The sequence below is a fragment of the Pseudomonas sp. CP4 genome (assembly GCF_047758505.1).
Taxonomy (GTDB): Bacteria; Pseudomonadota; Gammaproteobacteria; order Pseudomonadales; family Pseudomonadaceae; genus Aquipseudomonas; species Aquipseudomonas fluorescens_AO.
In genome coordinates this window covers 203836-226999 of the sequence record NZ_CP180489.1, presented here as the reverse complement: position 1 = coordinate 226999, position 23164 = coordinate 203836, and the positions used below count along the sequence as shown (strand labels likewise).

At 64.4% G+C, this 23164-nt stretch carries 5 protein-coding genes; all 5 read left to right on the top strand.

All coding sequences use genetic code 11. The features are described 5' to 3' along the window. The first annotated feature begins 63 nt into the window (after positions 1-63). Genes ACMYUN_RS00845 through ACMYUN_RS00825 form a run of 5 tightly spaced genes read left to right on the top strand, consistent with a single transcriptional unit; the run spans position 64 to position 23155 of the window. A complete protein-coding gene (locus ACMYUN_RS00845) occupies positions 64-9072 on the top strand; it encodes an amino acid adenylation domain-containing protein (protein WP_415762452.1) in 9009 nt (3002 codons plus the stop codon). After that, positions 9069-13181 (top strand): amino acid adenylation domain-containing protein, encoded by a 4113-nt coding sequence (locus tag ACMYUN_RS00840; protein ID WP_415762451.1) that lies wholly within the window; start codon positions 9069-9071, stop codon positions 13179-13181. The genes ACMYUN_RS00845 and ACMYUN_RS00840 overlap by 4 nt, the downstream gene beginning before the upstream one ends. Next, the gene (locus ACMYUN_RS00835; protein ID WP_415762450.1) at positions 13181-22276 is read left to right on the top strand and encodes an amino acid adenylation domain-containing protein; all 9096 of its coding nucleotides are present in this window, start codon (positions 13181-13183) and stop codon (positions 22274-22276) included. The genes ACMYUN_RS00840 and ACMYUN_RS00835 overlap by 1 nt, the downstream gene beginning before the upstream one ends. Further along, the gene (locus ACMYUN_RS00830; RefSeq protein WP_415762449.1) at positions 22273-22956 is read left to right on the top strand and encodes a hypothetical protein; all 684 of its coding nucleotides are present in this window, start codon (positions 22273-22275) and stop codon (positions 22954-22956) included. The genes ACMYUN_RS00835 and ACMYUN_RS00830 overlap by 4 nt, the downstream gene beginning before the upstream one ends. Then, the gene (locus ACMYUN_RS00825; protein ID WP_039762895.1) at positions 22949-23155 is read left to right on the top strand and encodes an MbtH family protein; all 207 of its coding nucleotides are present in this window, start codon (positions 22949-22951) and stop codon (positions 23153-23155) included. The genes ACMYUN_RS00830 and ACMYUN_RS00825 overlap by 8 nt, the downstream gene beginning before the upstream one ends. The last annotated feature ends 9 nt before the right edge of the window (positions 23156-23164 follow it).

The window sequence follows — 23164 nt, the reverse complement described above, 5'->3', positions numbered from 1 at the left end:
GGCGGGGCATGTTCTGTCCCGGCCTGATCACAACAATAAAGTAGTCATGGACGGTACTCTCCGATGCTCGATCACACTTCCTTGCGTGGGACGAATCCAACGCAGCCCGACGTTTGCTCCTTGAAACCGTTCGATGCAGACCTGTGCGTGCACGGTCTGTTTGAGGCGCAGGTGCTGCGCAACCCTGATGCCATCGCCGCACGCTGGCAGCAGGAGACGCTCAGTTATCGTGAACTGAACACCCGCGCCAACCGGTTGGCCCATCACCTTCGCAAGCTCGGGGTCGGGCCGGACGTGCGAGTCGGACTGTGCCTGGAGCGCTCGTTGGAAATGCTGGTCGGCGTACTCGCGGTGCTCAAGGCCGGCGGCGCCTATGTGCCGCTGGACCCGTCTTATCCGCAGGCGCGGCTGGCACACATGCTGGTCGACAGCGCACCGCCGGTGGTGCTGACCCATGGACAGGCGCGCGTTGTTTTGCGGGCGGCGCTCGAACAGTCGGCGACCATCCCCACTCTGCTGGATCTGGCCGACGCCCGCGATTGGGCTGCGCTTGCGGCTGACAACCCTGATCCTCACGCGATCGGCCTGACACCCCGTCACTTGGCTTACGTGATCTACACCTCCGGCTCCACCGGCACCCCGAAAGGCGTGATGGTCGAGCATCGCGGGCTGGTTGCGGTGAGTGGTGACTGGGCGCAACTCTATGAGTTGGGCGAGCCGATCAACCACCTGCAAATGGCCGGTTTTTCCTTCGACGTGTTCAGCGCCGACCTGATCCGTGCGCTGGGTTTTGGCGGCACGCTGGTGCTGTGTCCACGGGACACCCTGATGGACCCGCCGGCCCTGTATCGCTTGATACGTGATGCGCGCATCGGCTTTGCCGACTTCGTGCCGGCGCTGCTCAATCCACTGTTGGCGTGGGTCGAAGAGACCGGCCACGACCTGTCGTTCCTGCGCACCGTGGTTTGCGGCTCCGACATCTGGACCGCCCACAGCGCCCGGCAATTACGCAGGCTGTGCGGTGAGCAGGTGCAGATCGTCCAGGCCTATGGCGTCACCGAGGCGAGCATCGACAGCACCTGTTTTGAATTCACCGAAGGCAGCCAGATCGACGCGGTGTTGCCCGTCGGCCGGCCACTGCCCAATACCCGGATTTACCTGCTCGACGCTGACGGTACAGCGGTTGCCGAGGGGGCAGCCGGTGAACTGTACATCGGTGGCGTCGGCGTGGCGCGCGGTTATCTGAACCTGCCGCAACTGACCGCTGAGCGTTTCATCGACAGCCCGTTCGTGGCGGGCGAGCGTCTGTATCGCACCGGAGATCTGGCGCGTTACCGGGCCGACGGCCAATTGGAATTCCTCGGCCGCAACGATTCCCAGGCCAAATTGCGCGGGCTGCGTCTGGAGCTGGGGGAAATCGAAACCCGGCTCGCGGACATTCCGGGCGTGCGGGAAAGCGTGGTGTTGCTGCGTCAGGACAGTCCCGGTGAACCGCGTCTGGTGGCCTACTACTGCGAAAAACCAGACTCAGCGCTGAGCCCGCGCGCGCTGCGTGAACAGCTGCAAACCAGTCTGCCGGACTACATGGTGCCAACCGCCTTCGTGCGTCTCGATGCGTTGCCGCTGACCGCCAACGGCAAGGTCGATCGACCAAACCTGCCGTTGCCGGACATCGATGCGTTCGAGCAGCAGGAGTATCAGGCACCACAAGGCCCGCTGGAAACAGCGCTCGCCGCAATCTGGGCCGACGTGCTCGGCGTCGAGCAGGTCGGGCGTCAGGATCAGTTCTTCGCCCTCGGCGGTCACTCGCTGCTGGTGATGCGCGTGCTGGCGCAGGTTCGTCATGCGCTGGGGCTGGAAGTGGCACCCTCGACGCTGTTTGCCGCGCCGGTTCTGGCTGAGTTCGCCGAACGGCTGCACGCCAGTCAGGCGGCGGCTCGTCCAGCCATCACAACCCTTGAACGCTCGGGCGCGCAAACGTTGTCGTCTGCTCAGCAGCGCCTGTGGTTTTTGGCGCAAATGGAGGGTGGCAACGCCGCCTATCACATGCCGTTGAACCTGCGTTTGCGCGGTTCGCTGGACGTGGCAGCACTCGAACGCAGCTTCAATCAACTGGTGGCGCGCCATGCGGCGCTACGCACGACGTTCATTGCCGTTGAAGGGGAAGGGCGGCAATGGGTTTCGCCGCCTGCGCACAGTACCCGGCTGACGGTGATTGACGTGCAGGGGAACGATGCGCAAAAACGCCTGAGCCGCTTGATCGACGAGGAGGGGGCCGTACCGTTCGATCTGAGCCGCGGCCCGCTGATGAGGGTCAGCCTGGTGCGGCTGGCGGCGGATGACCATGTGCTGTTGCTGACCCAGCACCACATCATCTCGGACGGCTGGTCGATGGGCGTGCTCACCCGCGAGCTCGGCCAACTGTACGCAGCGGCGTTGCAGGATCGCGGCGATCCGCTGCCGCCATTGCCGGTGCAGTACGTGGATTACGCCGTGTGGCAAAAACAATGGCTGTCCGGTGACGTTCTGGAGCAGCAAAGCCGCTACTGGCGTGAAACCCTCAGCGGCGCACCGGTGCTGCTGGCGCTGCCGACCGATCACAAGCGTCCGCCCGTGCAGGATTACCTCGGCGGCTTTGTTCCATTGGTCTTCGACGAAGCTTTGACCGCGCGATTGAAAGCCCTGGGCATGCAGCAAGGCACGACGCTGTTCATGACTCTGCTGGCCGGTTTTTCGCTGTTGTTGTCGCGCCTGTCGGGGCAAAGTGACGTGGTGATCGGCGTGCCGTCGGCCAACCGCCCGCAACAGGAACTGGAAGGGCTGATCGGTTTCTTCGTCAATACGTTGGCTCTGCGGATGACTCAGTCGGGTACGCCCTCGGTGGCGCAATGGCTGCAACAGGCGCGGCGAGTGGCACTGGAGGCTCAGGAGCATCAGGACCTGCCGTTCGAGCAAGTGGTGGAATTGCTCAACCCGCCGCGCAGTCTGGCCCACAGTCCGCTGTTTCAGGTGCTGTTTGCCTGGGAACAGGATCAGGATTCCGATCTGCTGCTGACCGGGCTTGAGGTGACCCCGGTCGAGAGCAGCCATCACGTGGCCAAGTTCGACCTGCAACTGGCCCTCAGTGAGCGTGACGGGCGGATCGTCGGCGGTCTGGAATATGCTTCGGGCCTGTTCGAGCGCGGCACCGTCGAGCAGTTCGGCGAGTACCTGCGTCGGGTACTGACGCAGATGTTCGAGAATAGCGAGCAGTCGCTGGCGGGGATCAAGCTGCTGAGCGCCGAGCAACACCAGCAGATCGTTCATGACTGGAACCGCACCGCCCGGGAAACCGCGTCGCTACCCGGTTGCGTGGCGCGTTTCGAAAGCCTCGCCCGGCAAACACCCGACGCCGTGGCGCTGCTCGCCGACCGTGAGCAACTGAGCTACGGCGAACTGAATCGCGCCGCCAACCGCCTCGCGCGGTACCTGATCGAACAAGGCGTCGGCCCCGAGCATCGCGTCGGCCTGTGCCTGGAGCGTTCGCCGCAAATGGTTATCGGCCTGCTGGCGATCCTCAAGGCCGGTGCGGCGTATGTGCCATTCGATCCGGCTTACCCGAGCGAACGTCTGGCGTTCATGTTCAGTGATGCGGCGCCTACCTTGCTGCTGACGCAATCGAGCCTCATGGCCGGGCTACCAGCTAACGAGGCGAAAATCTGCTGCCTGGACACTGACGCATCGCATTGGGCGCAACACCCGACGGACGACCCGCAGGTCACGGTGTGCCCGGAACACCTCGGCTACGTGCTTTACACCTCCGGCTCCACCGGACGCCCCAAAGGCGTGGCCCACAGCCGTCGTGCGCTGGACAACCTGATCACCTGGCAACTCGATCAGGCCAGGGCGCCGCAGCGGGTGCTGCAATTCGCCTCGCTGAATTTCGACGTCTCGTTCCAGGAAATCTGCAGCACGCTGTGCCAGGGCGGCAGCTTGTTGCTGATGACCGAAGACAGTCGCAAGGACCTCGCCGTGCTACGCCCGACCCTGGTGGCCGAAGGTGTACAGCGGGCGTTCCTGCCGTTCGCCGTGTTGCAGCAACTCGCCGGCCTGACCGAGGCCGATGCACCGATGCCGGCCGGCGGCTGCGAGATCATCACCGCCGGTGAAGCCCTGCAAATCAATGACGAGCTGCGTGGCTTTGTCCGCGGGCTCGGCGGCGCGCAGTTGCACAACCAGTACGGGCCGACCGAAACCCATGTGGTCAGCCAATTCAGCCTCGATTGCGACGCGGCCGAATCCTGGCCGGACGCGCCGCCCATTGGCCGCCCCATCGCCAATGCGCGGCTGTACGTGCTGGACGAATATCTGAATCCCGTGCCGACCGGCGTGGCAGGCGAGTTGTACATCGCTGGCGCTTGCCTGGCCCGTGGCTATCTGAACCGCCCGGACCTGACCGCCGAACGCTTCCTGCCGGACCCGTTCAGTGCCGAGCCGGGCGGGCGGATGTACCGCAGCGGCGACCTCGCGAAGTTCCAGGCCGACGGCAACGTGCAATACCTGGGACGCATCGACCAGCAGGTGAAATTGCGCGGTTTCCGCATCGAGCTCGGCGAGATCGACAGCCTGTTGCATCAACAACCCGGCGTACAGGAAGCCGCCGTGTTGCTGCGTGAGGACGTGGCCGGGGACAAGCGTCTGGTGGCCTATGTGGTCGGCACCGCGCGCCCTGAATGCCTGCGCGCCGAACTGCAACGCCAGTTGCCCGAACACATGATCCCGAGTGCCTGGGTTCGCCTGTCGCAATTGCCGCTGACCCGCAACGGCAAGCTCGACCGCCAGGCGCTGCCAGCGCCGGAACGCAGTGCCGGGGCGACTTACGAGGCGCCGCGCAATGACATTGAGCGTCAGATGGCCGAGATTTGGGCCGAAGTGCTCAAGTGCGAAAGGGTCGGCATCCACGACAACTTCTTCGACCTCGGCGGCCACTCGCTGCTGGCAACGCGGATGATCTACGCGATCAACCAGCGCATGGGCGCGCAACTGTCCCTGAGCAGCCTGTTCCAGACCCCGGTGTTGCTGGATCTGGCGGCGCAGGTGTCGCGTGAAGAGCAAAGCGTTGAACCGGCATTCATCCAGCTCGAGCCGGATCGCGGCAATCGACATGAACCGTTCCCTCTTACCGATATCCAGCAAGCCTACTGGTTCGGTCGCGAGGCCACGGTCAGTCTGGGCGGCGTCAGTGCCCACGGCTACGAAGAATTGCGCATTCCCGAATTCGACGCCGAGCGTTTCGAGCGTGCGCTGAACCGCATGATCCAGCGCCACGACATGCTGCGCGTGGTGTTCCTCAGCAACGGTACGCAACAGGTACTGGGGCAGGTGCCGACCTACCATATGCCGCGCAGCGACCTGCGCGGGTTGCCCGCTGATGTAGCGCAACGCACCCTTGAGGCGACCCGCGAACGCCAGTCCCACCAGGTGCTGGACGCCAGTCGCTGGCCGCTGTTCGAGTTCAGCCTGTCGTTGCTCGACGACGGCATCACCCATTTGCACATCAGCCTCGACGCGCTGATCGTCGACGCGGCGAGCACGCAGATTCTCGCCCGCGAACTCATGGCGTTCTATGTCGATCCGACGCTGGAACTGGCGGAACCGGGCCTGACTTTCCGCGACTATGTGCTGGCCGAACAACAGTTGCGCGATGGCCGCCGCTACGAGCAGGCGCTGAGCTACTGGCGTGAGCGGGTGACCACTCTGGCCCCGGCTCCGGACCTGCCGTTGGTGCGCCAGCCGGAAAGCATCGCCAACCCGCACTTCACCCGCCGCGACCGCGACATGTCGGCGACGCAGTGGTCGCAGCTCAAAGCCGTAGCTAAACAGTTTGCCGTGACGCCGTCGGTGATGCTGCTGACCGCGTTCAGCGAAGTGCTGGCACTCTGGAGCCGCACGCCGCGTTTCACCCTGAGCCTGCCGCTGTTCAACCGCATGCCGCTTCATCCCGATGTAGACGAAATCATCGGCGACTTCACCTCGCTGGTGCTGCTGGAAGTCGGCATCGACGGTTCGCAGAGTTTCACCGATAAGGCCCGCGCGGTGCAGGCGCAACTGTGGCGCGATATCGACCATTCGGTGGTCAGCGGTGTCCGAGTACTGCGCGAATTGTCCCAGGCCCGGGGCGTGCAGCAGACGGCGATGCCGATCGTGTTCAACAGCACACTGTCGGAAGCAGCGCCGGAACTGGCCGAGTTCAATCTCGCCGACGCGTTGAATGCCAGGCACATGCACAGCATCACCCAGACCCCGCAGGTGTGGCTCGACCACACGTTGCTGGAGCTGGAAGGACGGCTGCTGTTTAACTGGGACAGCATCGACGAACTGTTCCCGCAAGGGATGATCGAGCAGATGTTCGTCGCCTATAACACGCTGCTCGACAGCCTGTGCGAGCCGGCAGCCTGGGGCGCAAACACGCCGCAATTGTTGCCGCAGGCACGCTTGCCGGCACCGGTCGACAACCAGCACACGCTGCCGTTGATGCACGACTTGTTCGAACGTCAGGCCCTCGCCACACCGGATGCACTGGCGGTAATCGGTGAGCGACAGCTGACGTACGCCCAGCTACGCAACGAGGCGCGGCAACTCGGCGCCCGTCTGCAAGCGCAAGGCGTGCTGCCGAACCGCTTGGTCGCGGTGGTGATGGAGCGTGGTTGGGAGCAAGTGGTCGCGACCCTGGCGACTCTGTATGCCGGCGGCGCTTATCTGCCCATCGAGCCGACTCAGCCGGCGGAACGGCTGCGGCATATTCTGGAGCGGGCCGAGGCAAGTCTGGCCCTGACCCAACCCGCGCTGCTCGACAAAATCGAATGGCCGGTGCAAGTCACGGCCATCGCGGTGACCGATGAAGTCTCATACGATGTACAGCCACTGCAACCGGTACAGGTGAACGAAAGCGACCTGGCTTACGTGATCTATACCTCGGGCTCCACCGGCCAGCCCAAAGGCGTGGTGATCGATCATCGCGGTGCGGTCAATACCTTGCTCGACATCAACCGACGCTTCGCCGTCGGCCCGAACGACCGCGTATTGGCGATCTCGTCGCTGAGCTTCGACCTGTCGGTCTATGACTTCTTCGGCACCCTCGCCGTGGGCGCGGCGGTGGTCATCCTCGAACCGCAACTGTCACTGGATCCGGCGCACTGGCTGGCGTTGATCGAACGTCACCAGGTCAGCGTGTGGAACTCGGTCCCGGCGCTGCTCGGCATGCTGGTCGAGTACGTCGAGGGCGAGGGCGGCGCGTTGCCCGCCAGCCTGCGGGTGGCGATGCTGTCCGGTGACTGGATTCCATTGACTCTGCCCGAGCGGGCCTGGGCCTTGCAGGCGGATTTGCAGTTGATCAGCCTGGGCGGTGCCACCGAAGCGTCGATCTGGTCGATCTGTTACCCGGTGCAGCATGTCGACCCGGCGTGGCGCAGCATTCCCTACGGCAAGGCTCTCGATCATCAGCGCTTCTACGTGCTGGATGAAACGCTGCAGGTGCGCCCGACCTGGGTCGCGGGGCAGCTGTACATCGGCGGTATCGGTCTGGCGAAAGGTTACTGGCGCGATGACAAGCTCAGCGCCGGCAGTTTCTTTGATCATCCACTGACCGGCGAGCGCCTGTATCGCACCGGCGACCTGGGGCGCTTGCTGCCGGACGGCAACATCGAATTCCTCGGCCGCGAAGACAATCAGGTCAAGGTTCAGGGTTATCGCATCGAGCTGGGCGAAATCGAAGCCGCGCTCAATCGCCATCCCGGCGTGCAGAGCGCGGTGGTGCGGATTCTGGGCAGCGCGCTGGGCGAGAAGCGTCTGGCGGGTTACGTGCTCAAGGCCGATCCGGCGTTGCAGGCCAACGATTTGAGCGCGTACTTGAGCGACAAACTGCCGGCCTACATGATTCCGCCGTCGTTCACCTTTGTTGAGGCGTGGCCGTTGTCGTCCAACGGCAAAGTCGACAAGAAACGCCTGCCGGAACCGGAGCAGATCGAGGAGCAAGGACCGGCGATCGAAGTCGATGGCCCGCAGGAGCAACGGCTGGTGGCAATCGTGCAGGACGTGCTCAAGCGCGATTCCATTGCCGCCAACGCCAATCTGCTGAACCTCGGCGCAACGTCGATCGATATCGTCAGGATCAGCAACGCCTTGTCCGGCGCCTTGCAGTTCCGCCCGCACGTGGCGCAACTGCTGGCCCAACCGACGTTGCTGCATCTGCTTGGCATGTACCGCCAGAACCGGGCGCGACAGGATGTGCTCGGCAAGGTGCAGCAGGCCTCGGATCTCGTACAGGACATCATCGAAGATCCCCAGCAGCGGGCGCAGTTCAAGGCCGAACAGCGTGGACGCCGCGACTTCGCTCAGACCCTGCCGGCGCTGGCGCTGGACCTGCCGCAAGACCCGGCCTTCGCCCGACGGTTGAGCAATTACCGCTCGGTGCGTCAATACGATCGGCAACCGATCGCCACCCGGGCCTTCGCGCACGTACTGGCGGCGTTGGCCCAAGGGCAACTCGATGGCGAGGTGAAATACCAGTTCCCGTCGGCGGGCGGGCTGTACCCGATTCAGGCGTACCTCTACGTCAAGCCGGATCGCGTGCTCGGCGTGCCCGGCGGCGCGTATTACTACGATCCCCGCCAGCATCGTCTGCTGGCGCTCCAGAGCGGAGCGCTCGACCCGGACACCTACGACTATTTCGTCAACCGTCCGGTCTACGAGAACGCCGCGTTCGCGCTGTTCTTCATCGCCGACATGGCGGCGATTCGTCCGTTGTACGGCGAGCGCAGCCGCGACTTCTGCCACATCGAAAGCGGCGCCATGGCCCAGTTGCTGAGCATGACCGCCGTCGAGCAGGGCCTGGGCCTGTGCGGCATCGGCTCGGTCGAAGAACAGCAACTGACCACGCTGTTCGACCTCGGGCCGAGCCATGAATTGATCTACTCGATGATCGGCGGCCTGCGCACGGCCGATGAACGACACCACGCGCCAGTCGAGGCGTTTGCCATCGAGCCTGTGACCGCCAGCCTGGACAATGAAGACATGGAGGAATTCGAAGTATGAATGCCGATCAATTGCTGGCGTTGTTCGCTCGCCATGGCGTGGTGCTCGAGGTTGACCGTGACAGGCTGCGCTGCAAGGCGCCGCGCGGGTTTCTCACCGAAGAACTGACCCAGGCGCTCAAGCGTCACAAACAGGAACTGATCGCCTTGCTCGGCGGGCAAGACGACGCGGTAATTCCCCGCCGAGCAAGTGCGCACGGGGCCTGGCCATTGTCGTTTTCGCAACGGCAACTGTGGTTTCTTGATCAACTGGAACCCGGCAACCCGTTCTACAACGTGCCGACGGCGGTAACGCTGAAAGGACAGTTGGACGTCGCGCAGCTGGAGCGGGCGCTCAACCAACTGGTGGCCCGCCACGAAGTCCTGCGCACGACGTTTTGCAGCGTGGACGGTGAACCGCGTCAGATGGTGCATTCGTCGATGCCGCTGTCGTTGTCGGTGACCGATCTGCGCCAATTGCCTGCCGACGAGCGCGAGCAGCAAGTGCGAATCGCCGTCGAACAGGATGCCCGGGCGCCGTTCGATCTGGCCGCAGGCCCTTTGCTGCGGGCGTCGTTACTGCACGTGGCCGACGATGAATACCTGTGGCTGTACAGCGTGCATCACATCATCGCCGACGGCTGGTCGATGGGTGTGATCCTGCATGAAGTCGCCACGCTGTACGGCGATTATCTGCGTGGCGAAACCTCGACGCTTGCGCCGTTGCCGGTGCAATACGCCGACTACGCGTGCTGGCAGCAACAGCGGGTGGGTGGTGCGGCGCTGGACGCGCAGCTCGATTACTGGCGCCGCACCCTGGACGACGCGCCGCTGCTATCGACCTTGCCCGCCGACCGGCCGCGGCCGCTGGTGCAGCGCTTTGTCGGGTCCACGTTCAGTACGTCCGTCGATGGCGGCACCTTGCGTGAACTCACCGCGCTGGCCCGGCAGACCCAGGGCACGCTGTTCAACGTGTTGCTGGGCGCATTGGCGGTGCTGCTGTGGCGCCACAGCGGTCAGCAGGATCTGTGCATCGGCACGCCGTTCGCCAATCGCAATCGCCCGGAAATCGAGCCGCTGATCGGTCACTTCGTCAATACGCTGGTGCTGCGTCAGCGCCTGAATCCGCAGCAGACCTTCGCTGAACTGCTGCGTGAGGTGCGGGGGCAGATGTTCGACGTCCACGCCCATCAGGACGTGCCGTTCGACCGCGTGGTCGAGGCCGTCAACCCGCCGCGCGATGCCGGTCACTCACCATTGTTCCAGGTGATGCTGGTGCTGCAGAACACCCCGGGCAACGCGGTGCAGATGCCCGCTCTGGAACTGGCGCCTTACGGCACCAGCAGTGCCACGGCCAAGTTCGATCTGGCATTCGAATGGGTCGAGCGGGCAGGGCGACTGGACTTGCTGGTGGAATACAACACCGACCTCTACGACGTTGCGACCATCGAACGCCTGAGCGGGCACTACCGCCACCTGCTCGAGCAGATCGCCGCCGACGCCAAGCAACCGATCAATGCGTTGCCGTTGATGAACGAGGCGGAGCGTCAGCAGATGCTGGTGGACTTCAACCGCGCCGCGCCACTGACGCAAGCGGCGCCCTGCGTGCATCAACTGGTCGAATCGCAGGCGGCGAGCAACCCTCAGGCCTGCGCAGTTGTGTTCGAGGATGAGTCGCTTGACTACGCCGAACTCAATGCCCGGGCCAACCGCCTGGCGCGGCACTTGCGCAACTTGGGCGTCGGCCCGGATGTGCGCGTGGCGGTGTGCATCGAGCGCTCGCTGGAGTTGCCGGTCGCGTTGCTGGCAGTGCTCAAGGCCGGCGGCGCCTACGTGCCGCTGGATCCGGATTATCCCCTGGGGCGCCTGAGCCATATGCTCGGTGACAGCACACCGGCGGTGCTGCTGACCCTCGGCTCGGCGCACGGTATCCTGGGGCAAGCCGTGCAAGGCTCGACCTGGGAAGCGCCGATTCTCGACCTCGAAAAAGATGCCGCGAGTTGGGCGTCATTGCCGGCGGACGATCTTGATCCGCGCCATGTCGGCGTCACCCCTGACCACCTCGCCTACGTGATCTACACCTCGGGCACCACCGGTTTGCCCAAGGGGGCGATGGTCGCCCACCGTGGCCTGAGCAACCTGCTGCTGTGGTGTTTGCAGGTCTGCGGCGAAGCGGGGGCGATGCTGCACAAGATTCCGTTCGGTTTCGATGCCTCGGCGTGGGAGACGTTCTGGCCGCTGGCAACTGGCGGGCGGCTGGTGATCGCGCGGCCCGGCGGGCATTACGAACCAGCGTATCTGGCGCGCGAGGTGCGCGAACGGAAGGTCACGGCGCTGGTGTTCGTGCCGGCGATGCTACAGCTGTTTCTGGAGGTCGACGAGGTCAGCCAGTGTGCGTCGCTGACTGACGTGTTCAGCGGCGGCGGTGAACTGCCACCGGCTCTGGCCCGGCGCTTTCAGGAGCGCCTGCCCCACGCGCGGTTGCACAACGTCTATGGCCCGACCGAAACCACGGTGATCAACAGCATCTGGACCCTGGAACCTGGCGCCGAGGTGCCGGCCCGGCAGCTGCCGATCGGCCGGCCGATTTCCAATAACCGTTTTTACGTGCTTGATGACCGCGACCAGCCGGTGCCGGTGGGCGTGACCGGGCATCTGCACATTGGCGGCGTGGGCGTGGCTCGCGGCTATCTGGGACTGAAGCAGCTCAGTGCCGAGCGCTTTATCGACAATCCGTTTGTGACAGGCGATCGGCTCTATCGCAGCGGCGATCTGGCGCGTTATCGCCCGGACGGTCAACTGGAATTTCTCGGTCGCAACGACTTTCAGGTCAAGTTGCGCGGCGTGCGTCTGGAACTGGGCGAGATCGAGGCCCGGCTCGAAGCGTTTCCCGGCATTCGCAGCGCCGTGGTGCTGATGGTCGGCGAAGCAGCGCAGGATCAGCGGCTGGTGGCCTGTTGCGTGGTGACCGAGACCGTGGACGAAGCAGCGGTGCACGCCCATCTGGCGACGACACTGCCCAGAGCGGTGATCCCCGGCAGCTACCTGTGGCTCGACGCGCTGCCACTGACCGCCAACGGCAAGGTCGACCGAACCGCGCTGACAGCATTGGCGGATGAAGAGATGACCAACCGCCAGGTCAACCTGAGCAGCCCGCGCGATCACATCGAACTGGCGTTGTACCAGATCTGGAAAAGCCTGTTGCTGGCGCCGCAGATCGGCATCCGCGACAACTTTTTCAATGTCGGCGGCACCTCCATCGCCGCAATCAAAATGGCCCATGAAATCAGCCAGCAGTTCGCGGTCGAAGTGCCGGTGCGCGTGGTGCTCAGCTACCCGACCATCGAAGCGCTGGGCGGCTGGCTGCGGGTCGGGGCCAACCCGGCGCTGGCCCTGAGCAACCTGATCGAATTCCGACGCGGCAGCGGCCAGCACAACGTGGTGTGCATTCACCCGGCGGGCGGCACGGCGTTCTGCTACCTATCGCTGGCCAAGGTGCTGCCGGATACAACCGGCGTCTACGGCGTGCAATCGCCGGGGCTGAATCCGGGGGAGAGCACCGAGCCGACGGTCGAAGCGATGGCCGAGGCCTACTTGCGCCAGATTGAGCCGCTGACACAGCAACCGCTGATCCTCACCGGGTTATCGTTCGGCGGCCTCGTAGCCTATGAAATGGCGCGACGGTTGACGGCGGCGGGGCGTCGTCAGGTGACGGTGGTGCTGCTTGACACCCAGGGTAGCGACGACCCCTGTTTCCGCGAGCAGATCGGCACCGTGGACATGGCCGAGTTTCGCGACAAACTGGTGCGCTTCAACGGCATGTACCCCGGCATCGAAGACGCCCAGGTCGAGCGCTATTTCAACATCTACAACCACAACCGGCTGGCCATGGCTGCTTATGAGTGCGCGCCGCGCGCCGGTCGTGTGGTGCTGATCCAGGCGCGGGAAGATTTCAGCCGCCATCAGTTGCATGAACTGCGCGGCTTCTGGCGTCGCCGCGCGGGCAGCGGCTATCTGGCGAAACTGGTCAGCGGCGGGCACTGGGACATGCTCGAAAGCGCGGAAATCCACCGGGTCTCGCAAATCATCCGTCGGGAGCTGCAACGCTTCGACGCGCAGGAGGCGAAATAATGAGTGCGTCCAATGACAGGCCGTTGCTCGCGCGTTTTGCCGAGCAAGTGGCGCGCAATCCGCAAGCCCCGGCGGTTATCGATCAATCGGTCAGGCTGACTTACGCCCAACTGGCCAGCGCCAGCGAACGCATCGCCCGAGGGTTGCTGGCGCGCGGCGTCGAGCCCGGCCAGTCGCTGGCGCTGTGTACGCCGCGATGCTGGCAATGGTTGGCGGCGATTATCGGCGCGTTGAAAGTTGGCGCGGTAGTGGTGCCGCTGGACCGGGCCAGCCCGCGCCAACGCCGGGAACTGATGCTGGCGGATGCGGCGTGTGTCGGCCTGATTACCCTGAATGAAGAATCGGTGTGGTCGCCTTCACTGTGGCAAACCAGCGTCGAGGCCTTGCTCGATCAGCCGGACGCTGCGCCGCAAACACTGGCCGACGATTTCGCCGAGGTGATGTTCCTGTTCTACACCTCGGGCACCACCGGCACGCCGAAAGCGGTTGAGGTTGGCGAGCGCGGCTTGCTGCGGCTGGCGTCCACCGACGGCTACATCGAGATTCGCCCGACGGACCGGTTTGCCTGCCTGTCCAACCCGGCATTCGATGCGTGCAGTTTTGAACTGTGGGCGCCGCTGCTCAACGGCGGTTGCTGCGTCCTGATCGCTGACGAGGACGTGCTGGATGCGCGTCGACTGGCCGAGGTGCTGGAGCGCACGCAGGTCGACAACCTGTTCATGACCGTGTCGCTGTTCAACACGATGATTGCCCAGTGGCCGTCGTGCTTTTCCAGCATGCGTCAGGTGCTGATCGGCGGTGAGCAGATCAGCGCCGCCGCCGTGCGCGGGTGGTACCGGGCCAATCCTGAGAGCCGCTGCCGGATCTTCAACGTCTACGGCCCCACCGAATGCACCACGTTTGCCCTGTGCTGGCCGATCAGCCGCGATTTTGCCGGTGACTCGGCGCCCATTGGCCGGCCGTTGCCGGATACCGGCGTGCAGGTGTTGGATGAGCAGCAACGCCCGGTGTCGGCAGGCGAGGTCGGCGAGCTGTATTTGAGTGGCAGCGGTGTCGCCCGTGGCTACCGCAACCGGCCCGAGGAAACCGCCCGCCAGTTCGTCCGTTTACCCGACCTCGACGGTGGCGCGCAGGTGCATTACCGCACCGGCGATCTGGTGCGGCGCAATGCCGAAGGCTTGATCGAGTACCTGGGGCGGGTCGACCGGCAGGTGAAGATCCGGGGTTTCCGGATCGAGCCAGGGGAGGTGGAGCAACGGATCCTGGAGCATCCGGGTGTGGCGCAGGTGTATGTCTGCACCCGGCGGCAGGCGGCGGAAGATCATCAGTTGCTGGCGTTCATCGTGCCTCGCCGGGCTCTGGACTATCACGCTTTCGAAAACCATCTGCGGGCACAACTGCCGCCTTACATGCGGCCTAACCAGCTGTTCCTGCTGGAGCGCCTGCCGTTGACGGCCAACGGCAAGATCGATCGTGATAGCTTGCTGGCCCAAGGTTCGAGTCCGTGGCACCCAGTCCTGACGGCTACGGATAACGAAAACGCATCACCGGCGCTGGATTGGCTGCTGAGTCAGGCCCGTTCGCTGCTCAGCCAACCCGCTCTGAGTGCGCAGGACGATTGGCTGGGCTGTGGCGGCGACTCGCTCAAGGCGATGCGCCTGCGTTCGGCGATCCGTGTCCGCTGGCAGCGCGAAATCGCGATCGATACGTTGCTCAACGAGCCTTTCTCGTCATTGGCCGTACAGCTGAGCGGTGAAACGAACGGCGCGTCGATCTACCCACCCGCGCCTGCGATCAGTCGCGCAAAACGCTTACCGGCCACCGCCGAACAGCGCCGCCTGTGGCTGTTGCAACAACGCTCGCCGACCTCGACCGCCTACAGCGTGCCGCTGATTCTGAATCTGGCGCCAGGTGTCGAAGTCGCGGCATTGGCCGAGGCTTTGGGGCGTCTGGTGCAGCGTCATCCGGGGTTGCGCACGGCATTCGTGGCGGGTGTCGATGGACTGGACCAGGTTATCGCCGAGCAGGGCTCGACCTGTCGCATCTTTGCGCTCGGGCAGTTCACCGAGGACAACTGGCAGGCCTTCGCCGACCTGGTGTTCGCCGCGCCGTTCGACCTGACCACCCCGAAGCTGTTTCAGGCTTGGCTGTTACCGTTCGCCGATGGCAGCTGCCGGCTGTTGCTGAACCTGCATCACATCATCGTCGATGGTTGGTCTGTGAACCTGCTGTTCGATGACCTGGCGCAGCTTTACAGCGATGTCCTGCAAGGCCGCGACAGCCTGCAACCCGCGGCCCGCTTGACGACGCTGGAGTTTGGCCAGTGGCAGCGCCAGTGGAACGTCGATCCGCATTATCGTGACCAGCGCCGCGCCCTCGCCGAGTTGCATCGCCGTCAGGAAGAACCGCCGCCTGCATTGATGCCAATGCGCGAAATCAGCCCGGACGCCCGGTTGCACCGGGAGCCTTTGGGCACCCTGCGCAGCGCGGCCCTGGAACGCTTTTGCACCCAACAACGGCTGACTCGTTTCGAAGTGCTGTTCAGCGTCTTCGCCTGGAGCCTGTACGCCCTGACCGGGTGCGAACGGCCACGGATCGCCAGTCCGGTGTCCAACCGGCCATTGGCGGAGTTCGAAGACACGGTCGGCATGTTTGCCAACACCGTGCTGATCCCGACCGCCGTCGAGCAGGCATCGACCCTGGATGAACAGTTGCGCAAGCAGACCGCCACGGTGCGCGAGGTGCTGGCGTTGCAGGACGTGGCGCTGGCGGATCTGGTGGAAGACCTGCGGCTGTCCTCGAGCCCGTTACTGTTCGATTTCATGTTCGTGCTGGAGAACACCGATTACGCAGCGCTGGCCGATTCTAACCTGCACGCGACGCTGCAATTTAACGAGCACTTGCACGCCAAGTGCCCGCTGACGCTGTTGATGGTGGGCAGCGGGTCGCAATTGGAATGCTGGTGGGAATATCAGTGCAGCTACTTTGATGGCGAACAGATGCGCGCAGTGAATGCGCTGTTTCGCCGAGGCCTGGACCTGTTGTTGGAAACCCCGGCGGCCAACCTCAACGATTTGCTCGGTCCGTATCGACGTGGTTTGCCCCCGGCCAGTGAGGGCCCTCGGACTGCGCTGCCGTTCAACACACTGGCGGACGGGTTCGAGCATCAAGTGCATTGCACGCCGGAGGCGGTTGCGCTGGTTCAAGGCCAGCGGCGCCTTACCTACAGCGAACTGAATGCGCTGGCCGATGCGCTGACGGCAAACCTGATCGAGTGCCATCCGTTGCCCGTCGGGAACGCGCCGTTGCATGTCGTGCTGTTCCTCGATGCCTCGGTGGAACACATCGTCGCCTTGCTGGCCCTGGCCAAACTCAATCTGACGGCGGTGCCGCTGGATCCTGCCTATCCGGTGGCGATCCAGCGCCAGGTGCTGGAACAGGCGCAACCGCATTGCGTGCTGTTCAGCGATATGACGAAGTCAGCGCTAGATGACCTGAACGCCGGACGATTCGCCACCCATCGGGTCGATCTGAGCGCCAATGCCGCAACGTTCGAACGTCGACGCCACGCCGGCGAACGGCCGCTGTACACGCTGTTCACCTCCGGAACGACCGGCACGCCCAAAGGTGTGCAAGTGTCTGAGCGCACCCTGTGCAACCTGCTGCAATGGCAGCGCACCGAAGGCCAGTTGCCGGCGAAAGCGGTAACCCTGCAGTACTCGATGCTGTCGTTCGATGTGTCGTTTCAGGAGATTTTCAGCACCCTGTGCGGCGGCGGGTGCTATCACCTGATCACGCCGCGCTGGCGTCAGGACGCCGAGGCATTGCTGGAGTACATGGTCGAGGCGCGGATCGAGCGCCTGTTTCTACCGTACGTGGCCTTGCAGCATCTGGCGCAAACCGCCGTGGCCCGGGGCATTTACCCTACGGCGTTGCGCGAGGTGATCACGGCCGGGGAGCAACTGCTGTGCACCGATGCGCTGCGCAACTGGTTCGGCGGCATGCCGCACGCCTCGCTGTTCAACCATTACGGCCCGACCGAAACTCACGTGGTCAGCGCCTTGCGCCTGCCGTCCGTGGCGCGGAACTGGTCGTTGCGCGCGCCGATCGGCCATGCCGTTGGCAATGCGCGGCTGCTGCTGGTCGATGAGCATGACCGCCCGGTGCCCACCGGCTGCCGTGGCTACCTGCTGGTGGCCGGGCCAATGGTTGCCCGGTGCTACCTGGCTGATCCCGTGTTGAACGCTGCGCGGTTTGTCGAGCTGGCAGACGGCCGTTTGTACTACCGCACCGGCGATCTGGCGTGGGCCGATGCCCACGGCTGCCTGCATTATCTGGGACGTGACGATCAGCAGATCAAACTCAGCGGCCATCGTTTGGAACTGGGCCAGATCGAGTCGGCGCTGATGCAGGTGCCGGAAGTGGTCAACGCGGTGGTGGCGGTGCAGGCCGATCCGCCACGGCTGATCGCCTGGCTGCAGCTCGAGGGCGAACCTGCGACATCCGGAGAGCTGGATCGTCAGGTCGGGCAACTGCTGCCGGCCCATGTGCGAATCGATGAATACCGGCGGATCGACCTCTGGCCACGCACGCCGAGCGGCAAGATCGACCGCAAGGCCTTGCCGAATGTTGGCGAGGCCCTGGAGCGGCGCAGCACGCCAACACCGGTTGTTCAATTGACCGCGCTGGAACGGCAACTCAGCGAGTTGTTCCAGGCCGTGATCGGACGGGACATCGAACCGGAGCAGACCTTCTTCGAGGCCGGCGCCACCAGCCTCGGATTGATGCGTTTGCATGGCCGTTACGTCCAAGAGCTGCCGCACAAGGTGACGATGGCCGACCTGTTCGAATACGTCACGGTGCGACGTCTGGCGGCGCATCTGTCGACCGCGCCGGTGGCCGTGGCCGAGCGTGTACGGCAGACCGATGCAGACCATCAGCCGATGGCGATCATCGGTATGTCGGTCAATGTGGCCGGGGCGCAGAACCTGTCCGAGTTCTGGGCGATGGTGCAAGGCAATCGGCTGGGCATTGAGCACTTTGCCGCTGACGAGGGGCTGGTCGGCGCCCGCAGTCAACTGGCGGGCATGCTCGATTTCGATGCTGAGTACTTCGGCATCAGCCGCCAGGAAGCGCGCCTGATGGACCCGCAACAGCGGCATCTGCTGATGGCGTGCGTTCAGGCCCTGCAACACGCGGCCATCGTCCCGTCGGCGAATGGCCCGCGCATCGGCCTGATCGCCAGTTGCGGCGAAACCACTTACTTCCAGCAAATGCTGCGTGAAACCGCAGACGACGATTTGCCCGACGGCTTCCAGCTGGCGCTGCATCACGACAAGGATTTTCTGGCGACCAAAGCCGCGTATCACTTGGACCTCAACGGCCCGGCCCTGAGCGTGCAGGCTGCTTGCGGCAGCTCGCTGATCGCCGTGCACCTGGCCAGTTCGATGCTGCGTCAGGGCGACAGCGACGTGATGCTCGCGGCCGGGGTGCTGATCGACCCGACGCTGACCGAGGGCTACCGGCACCGCTCGCAGCACATTTTCTCCGCCGACGGTTTGTGTCGTCCGTTCAGCGACGACGCCAGCGGCACCCTTGGCGCCAGCGGCTACGGCGTAGTGGTGCTCAAACCGCTGGCCAAGGCGCGGGCCGATGGCGACCGGATTTACGCGCTGGTCGAAGGATCGGCGTTGAACAATGATGGCCGGGCCAAAATGAGTTACACCGCGCCGTCGGTGGCCGGGCAGAGCGCGGTCATCCGCGATGCCTTGCGCCGTGCCGGGTTAACCGGCGCCGACATCGGCTACGTAGAGGCCCACGGCACCGGCACCTTGCTCGGCGATCCGATCGAGGTCGCGGCGTTAACCAAGGCGTTCGGCGATGCGCCGGCCGGCCAATGCGCGCTGGCCTCGGTGAAAAGCCAGATCGGTCATCTGGGTGCGGCGGCGGGCGTGGTCGGGCTGATTCGCGCCAGCCTCGCGGTGTTCCATGGCGTACTGCCACCGAACCTGGGTTTTGGCCGGATCAACCCGCAGATCGATCTTGAGCATTCGCCGTTCTATGTGCCGACCACGTCCCGGCCATGGCCGCAAGGGCGGCGACGACTGGCCGGTGTCAGCAGTTTCGGGATCGGCGGGACCAACGCGCACGTCATCGTTGGTGCTGCACCTACGGCGCAGGAAACTGTTGAGGAAACGTTGCCGCTGCTGATGATTTCAGCGCACAGCCGGGCGGAGTTGCTGCGCGATATCGCGGCGATTCGCGAATACCTGCACGCGTACCCGGAACAGCAGACTGCGTTGCTACGGCACTTGCAGTCAGGTCGCCGGCAGTTGCGCTGGCGCTTCGCGATAGTGTGCCGGCCGGGTGACGACATTCCCTTGCAGCCGACAGCGATCAAGGAAATCGCGGCCTCGGGCGCGTCGTTGATCGCCGGTAATCAATCGCCGCAGGAGCTGCTGGAAGCTTGGTACGAAGGCGCGAACATCCAGTGGCCACAACGCTCGGCACCGCCGCCCTGGGATTTGCCGCCGTCGACATTCGATCTTCAGCCGTATCGTTTCCAGCCACCTGTAGCGCTTCAACCTGATGCGCCAACCCCGGAGCGACAACCGCTGGCGGACTGGTTCCACCAGCGACAGTGGGTGCGCACCCGGCGCCTGAGCGCGACAGCGACGGCCGGAACCCGTGAGGTGCTGATTCTGTGCAGCCATGACGCGCCCGAATCGACATTGCTGGCGAGCCTCAACGCCGTGTATCGACGCGTGATTCAAGTGCGCACCGGCAACGGTTTCAAACGCCTGAGCGCAGACAGTTTCGAGCTTGATCCGCTGGACACTGAGGCCCTGAGCCGTTTGCTCACTGAGGTCGCAGAACCTGCACTCGGCGAGCTCGACTGGCTGCATGCCTTGCCACTGGCGGTGTCTGGTGCAGTCAACGAGCAATCGCTGGATCTGGCGCAGTGGGCCTGTCTGGACACGGTCAGTGCGCTGATGCAGGCCTGGGGGCAAACCCCGCGCACGACCCGTCTGCGGTTGTGGTTGATGTCGTGGCAGGCATGCCCGGTGGACGGCGAGGTTCAACGGCCCGAACTGGCAGCGCTGGCCGGCATCACTGAAGTGGTGCCGCAGGAATACCCGGTGCGTTGCCACTGGCTGGACTGGCCGTCTTCACGCCTCGGAGCGCACGCGGGCGAGTTGGCAGCGTTGTGTGTCGATCCGGTCTCATTGCCTCGGCGAATGGCGGTGCGCGATGGTTATCTCTGGCAGCCACGTCTAATGCCTCAGCCATTGACCGGCCCAGCAACGACATCAGGGCTTCTGCCGGAAGACGGTACGTTCCTGGTACTGGGCGGCAGCGGCGGGATCGGCCGAACCTTGTGCGAACACCTGCTGCAGGCACCTGCACGCCGGGTGGTGCTGCTCTCGCGTCAGGGGCAATTGCCGGCGTCTCTGGCGGCTTACGCTTTGCGGATCGACTGCATCAAAGCAGACATCGCCGACCTGCCGCGCTGGCCGCAGGTACTCGATCAACTGGCCGTTCGTTACGGTCGTGTGAGCGGGGTGATTCATGCAGCGGGCGTCGGTGCAGGCAGTCTGATTCGTCACCGCGATGCTCGGCAAATGGCCGAGGCCATGGCCGCCAAGACCCGCGGTATGCTGGCGGTCGAGGCCTTGATCGAGCACCTGACGCCGGATTTTGTCCTGTACTGCTCGTCGATGTCAGCGCTGTTTGGCGGCGCGGGGCATCTGGACTACGCAGCGGCCAGCGGGGTGCTCGACGGCTTCACTCACTATCGCCCGAACGCGACCGACGCGTGCCTGCGCCTGGAGATCAACTGGGACATCTGGCGCGACATCGGCATGGCCACCACCAGCAACAGCGCAGACACCGCGCACCTGGAGCATCTGACGGTTGGTCTGTCCGCCGAAGAGGGCTGTCGGGTGTTCGATCTGGCGATGGCGACGCAGTTGCCGCAGCTACTGATCTCGACCACTGGCATCGACACGGCGCGGCGGTTCTATCCGGTTCGCCATGGTGCCGTGGCCGCAGTGGTCGAGGCACCGAAGGGCGTGGATTTGTCGACGCGCCTGCGTGAGTGTTTGTGCAAGTGGCTCGGTGTGGCCGAACTGGAGGACGACGATTCACTGTACGACCTGGGCGCGGATTCGCTGACGCTGCTCGACCTGATCGACGAACTGCAAGCGGCCACTGGTGAGGTATTCCAGCTGTCGCAATTCAGCCACAAGGTCAGCCTGAGCGAAGTGCTCGGGATGGTGTCGACCGCCACGGTTGAAGAGGCGCCCCTCGCTGCACCGCACGACTGGCACGACGCGGTGCGGATTGATCAATGGCATGCCGGTGCCGGCCGCGATTGGCTGTACCTGATCCACCCGGTGGGCGGCGATGTTCAGGCCTATCGGGAACTGGTGTCGGCATTGCCGGCGGAGTTGGGCGTGTGCGTGATCGCCGACCCGGCGCTGCGTGTGCCGCAGTTGCCGAACATCAGCGTGGACGAACGTGCACGCCGGTATCAGGCGGCGATCAAGGCCCACCTTCCGCACGGCAGCACTTGGCGCCTGGCAGGCTGGTCATTTGGTGCATGGGTGGCGCAGGCGCTGTGTTATCAGGCCCAGGCTGACGGATTCAGGCAACCGTTGTTATACCTGATCGACCCGCCCGCGCCGGATGCCGGTGCGGAACTGGCCGGCATCGACGAACAGACGATCGAGCAGGTGTTCCAACGCGAGTTCGCCCAGCGCTGGCCGGAGGTTCAAGGGCAGGACATGGCCGAGGAACGTCAGGCGTATCTGCAACGGCTGACGGTGTGCTGTCGCAACAACATGACCAGCATGCTCGACTTCCAGCCGCCGGCGCTTGCGAACACGGCGGTGCGGCTGTTCATCGCCGGGCAGGCCAATCCTTACGGGCTGGGCAACGCCTGGAACCCGGACGACCTGCAACGCAATTGGCAGGCCTTGCTGCCGCAGTTGCGCAGCTGGCAAACCCTCGACACCGATCACTACGGCATCGTGGTGGGCCGCTGGGCGCGGCTGCTGGCCGAGGCGATCGGTACGGATGAGCCTGCGCCATGAATGATCCGATCGCGATGCCGCGATGGTGGCTGGCCTTGACCAAGGTGTTGTGCGAAGCCGATTCGAACGCGGCCTTGCGCTTGAGGCAATTGCGGGGTCAGGTGCCGTTCCAGCTGTTTCATCTCTGGCAGGCCGACGTGGTCATGCCGATGCTCTGCGAAGCCTTGCCGGAACATCAGCAGGCGCTGCTCGTGTTGAAAAGCCTGCATCAGCGCGCGGCGCTCGGCGTGATCGGGCGTCAGGGCGAGTGGCGGGCCACGCTCAAACCGGTGTTGCTGGCGCTGTACCGCAAGGCCTACGCCTACGACGCGGCGTACGCCAAGGCCCACGCCAGTGCGATGACCTACGGCCGCGCACCGGCCAACAGCGCCACGATTTCCGAGCACTTCGGCGGTGCCGAGGCGTTCGCCGGGTATTACGCACAACTCAATACCGAGGCCGCTGCCACCGCGTTTGCCCAAGCTCATGCCAGCGCCAACGCCGAAGTGTCGGCCCGGGCCTTTGCGGACGACGATGCAGACACCTGCGCTCAGGTCTGCGGGGCGTCCGTGCGGGTTTACGTCGGGGCCTGCGCTTCGAGCGACGAACAGCGACATGCCGTATTCAACCATCTCGCCGCCGGGCTCGACCGGAGTCTGGCCACGCTGCAATCCCGTTCAACAGGAGAACGACATGAATGACGCACACCTGCAATTCGATGTGGTGATCAACGCCCAGGGTCAGTATTCCCTGTGGCCGGCGGGCAAGCCGATGGCCAGCGGCTGGAACGAGGCGGGGATGCGTGGCGAACGCCAGGTCTGCCTGGATTACATCAACGAACACTGGATTGACATGCGCCCGCGTTCGCTGCACGAGCAATCATCGGTGTCGTTCCAATAAAAAAGGTGA

Bases quoted from the DNA above. Each gene is read 5' to 3' on its own strand.
- ACMYUN_RS00840 (WP_415762451.1), top strand. From the start codon at position 9,069: ATGAATGCCGATCAATTGCTGGCGTTGTTCGCTCGCCATGGCGTGGTG.
- ACMYUN_RS00835 (WP_415762450.1), top strand. From the start codon at position 13,181: ATGAGTGCGTCCAATGACAGGCCGTTGCTCGCGCGTTTTGCCGAGCAA.
- ACMYUN_RS00830 (WP_415762449.1), top strand. From the start codon at position 22,273: ATGAATGATCCGATCGCGATGCCGCGATGGTGGCTGGCCTTGACCAAG.
- ACMYUN_RS00825 (WP_039762895.1), top strand. From the start codon at position 22,949: ATGAATGACGCACACCTGCAATTCGATGTGGTGATCAACGCCCAGGGT.
- ACMYUN_RS00845 (WP_415762452.1), top strand. From the start codon at position 64: ATGCTCGATCACACTTCCTTGCGTGGGACGAATCCAACGCAGCCCGAC.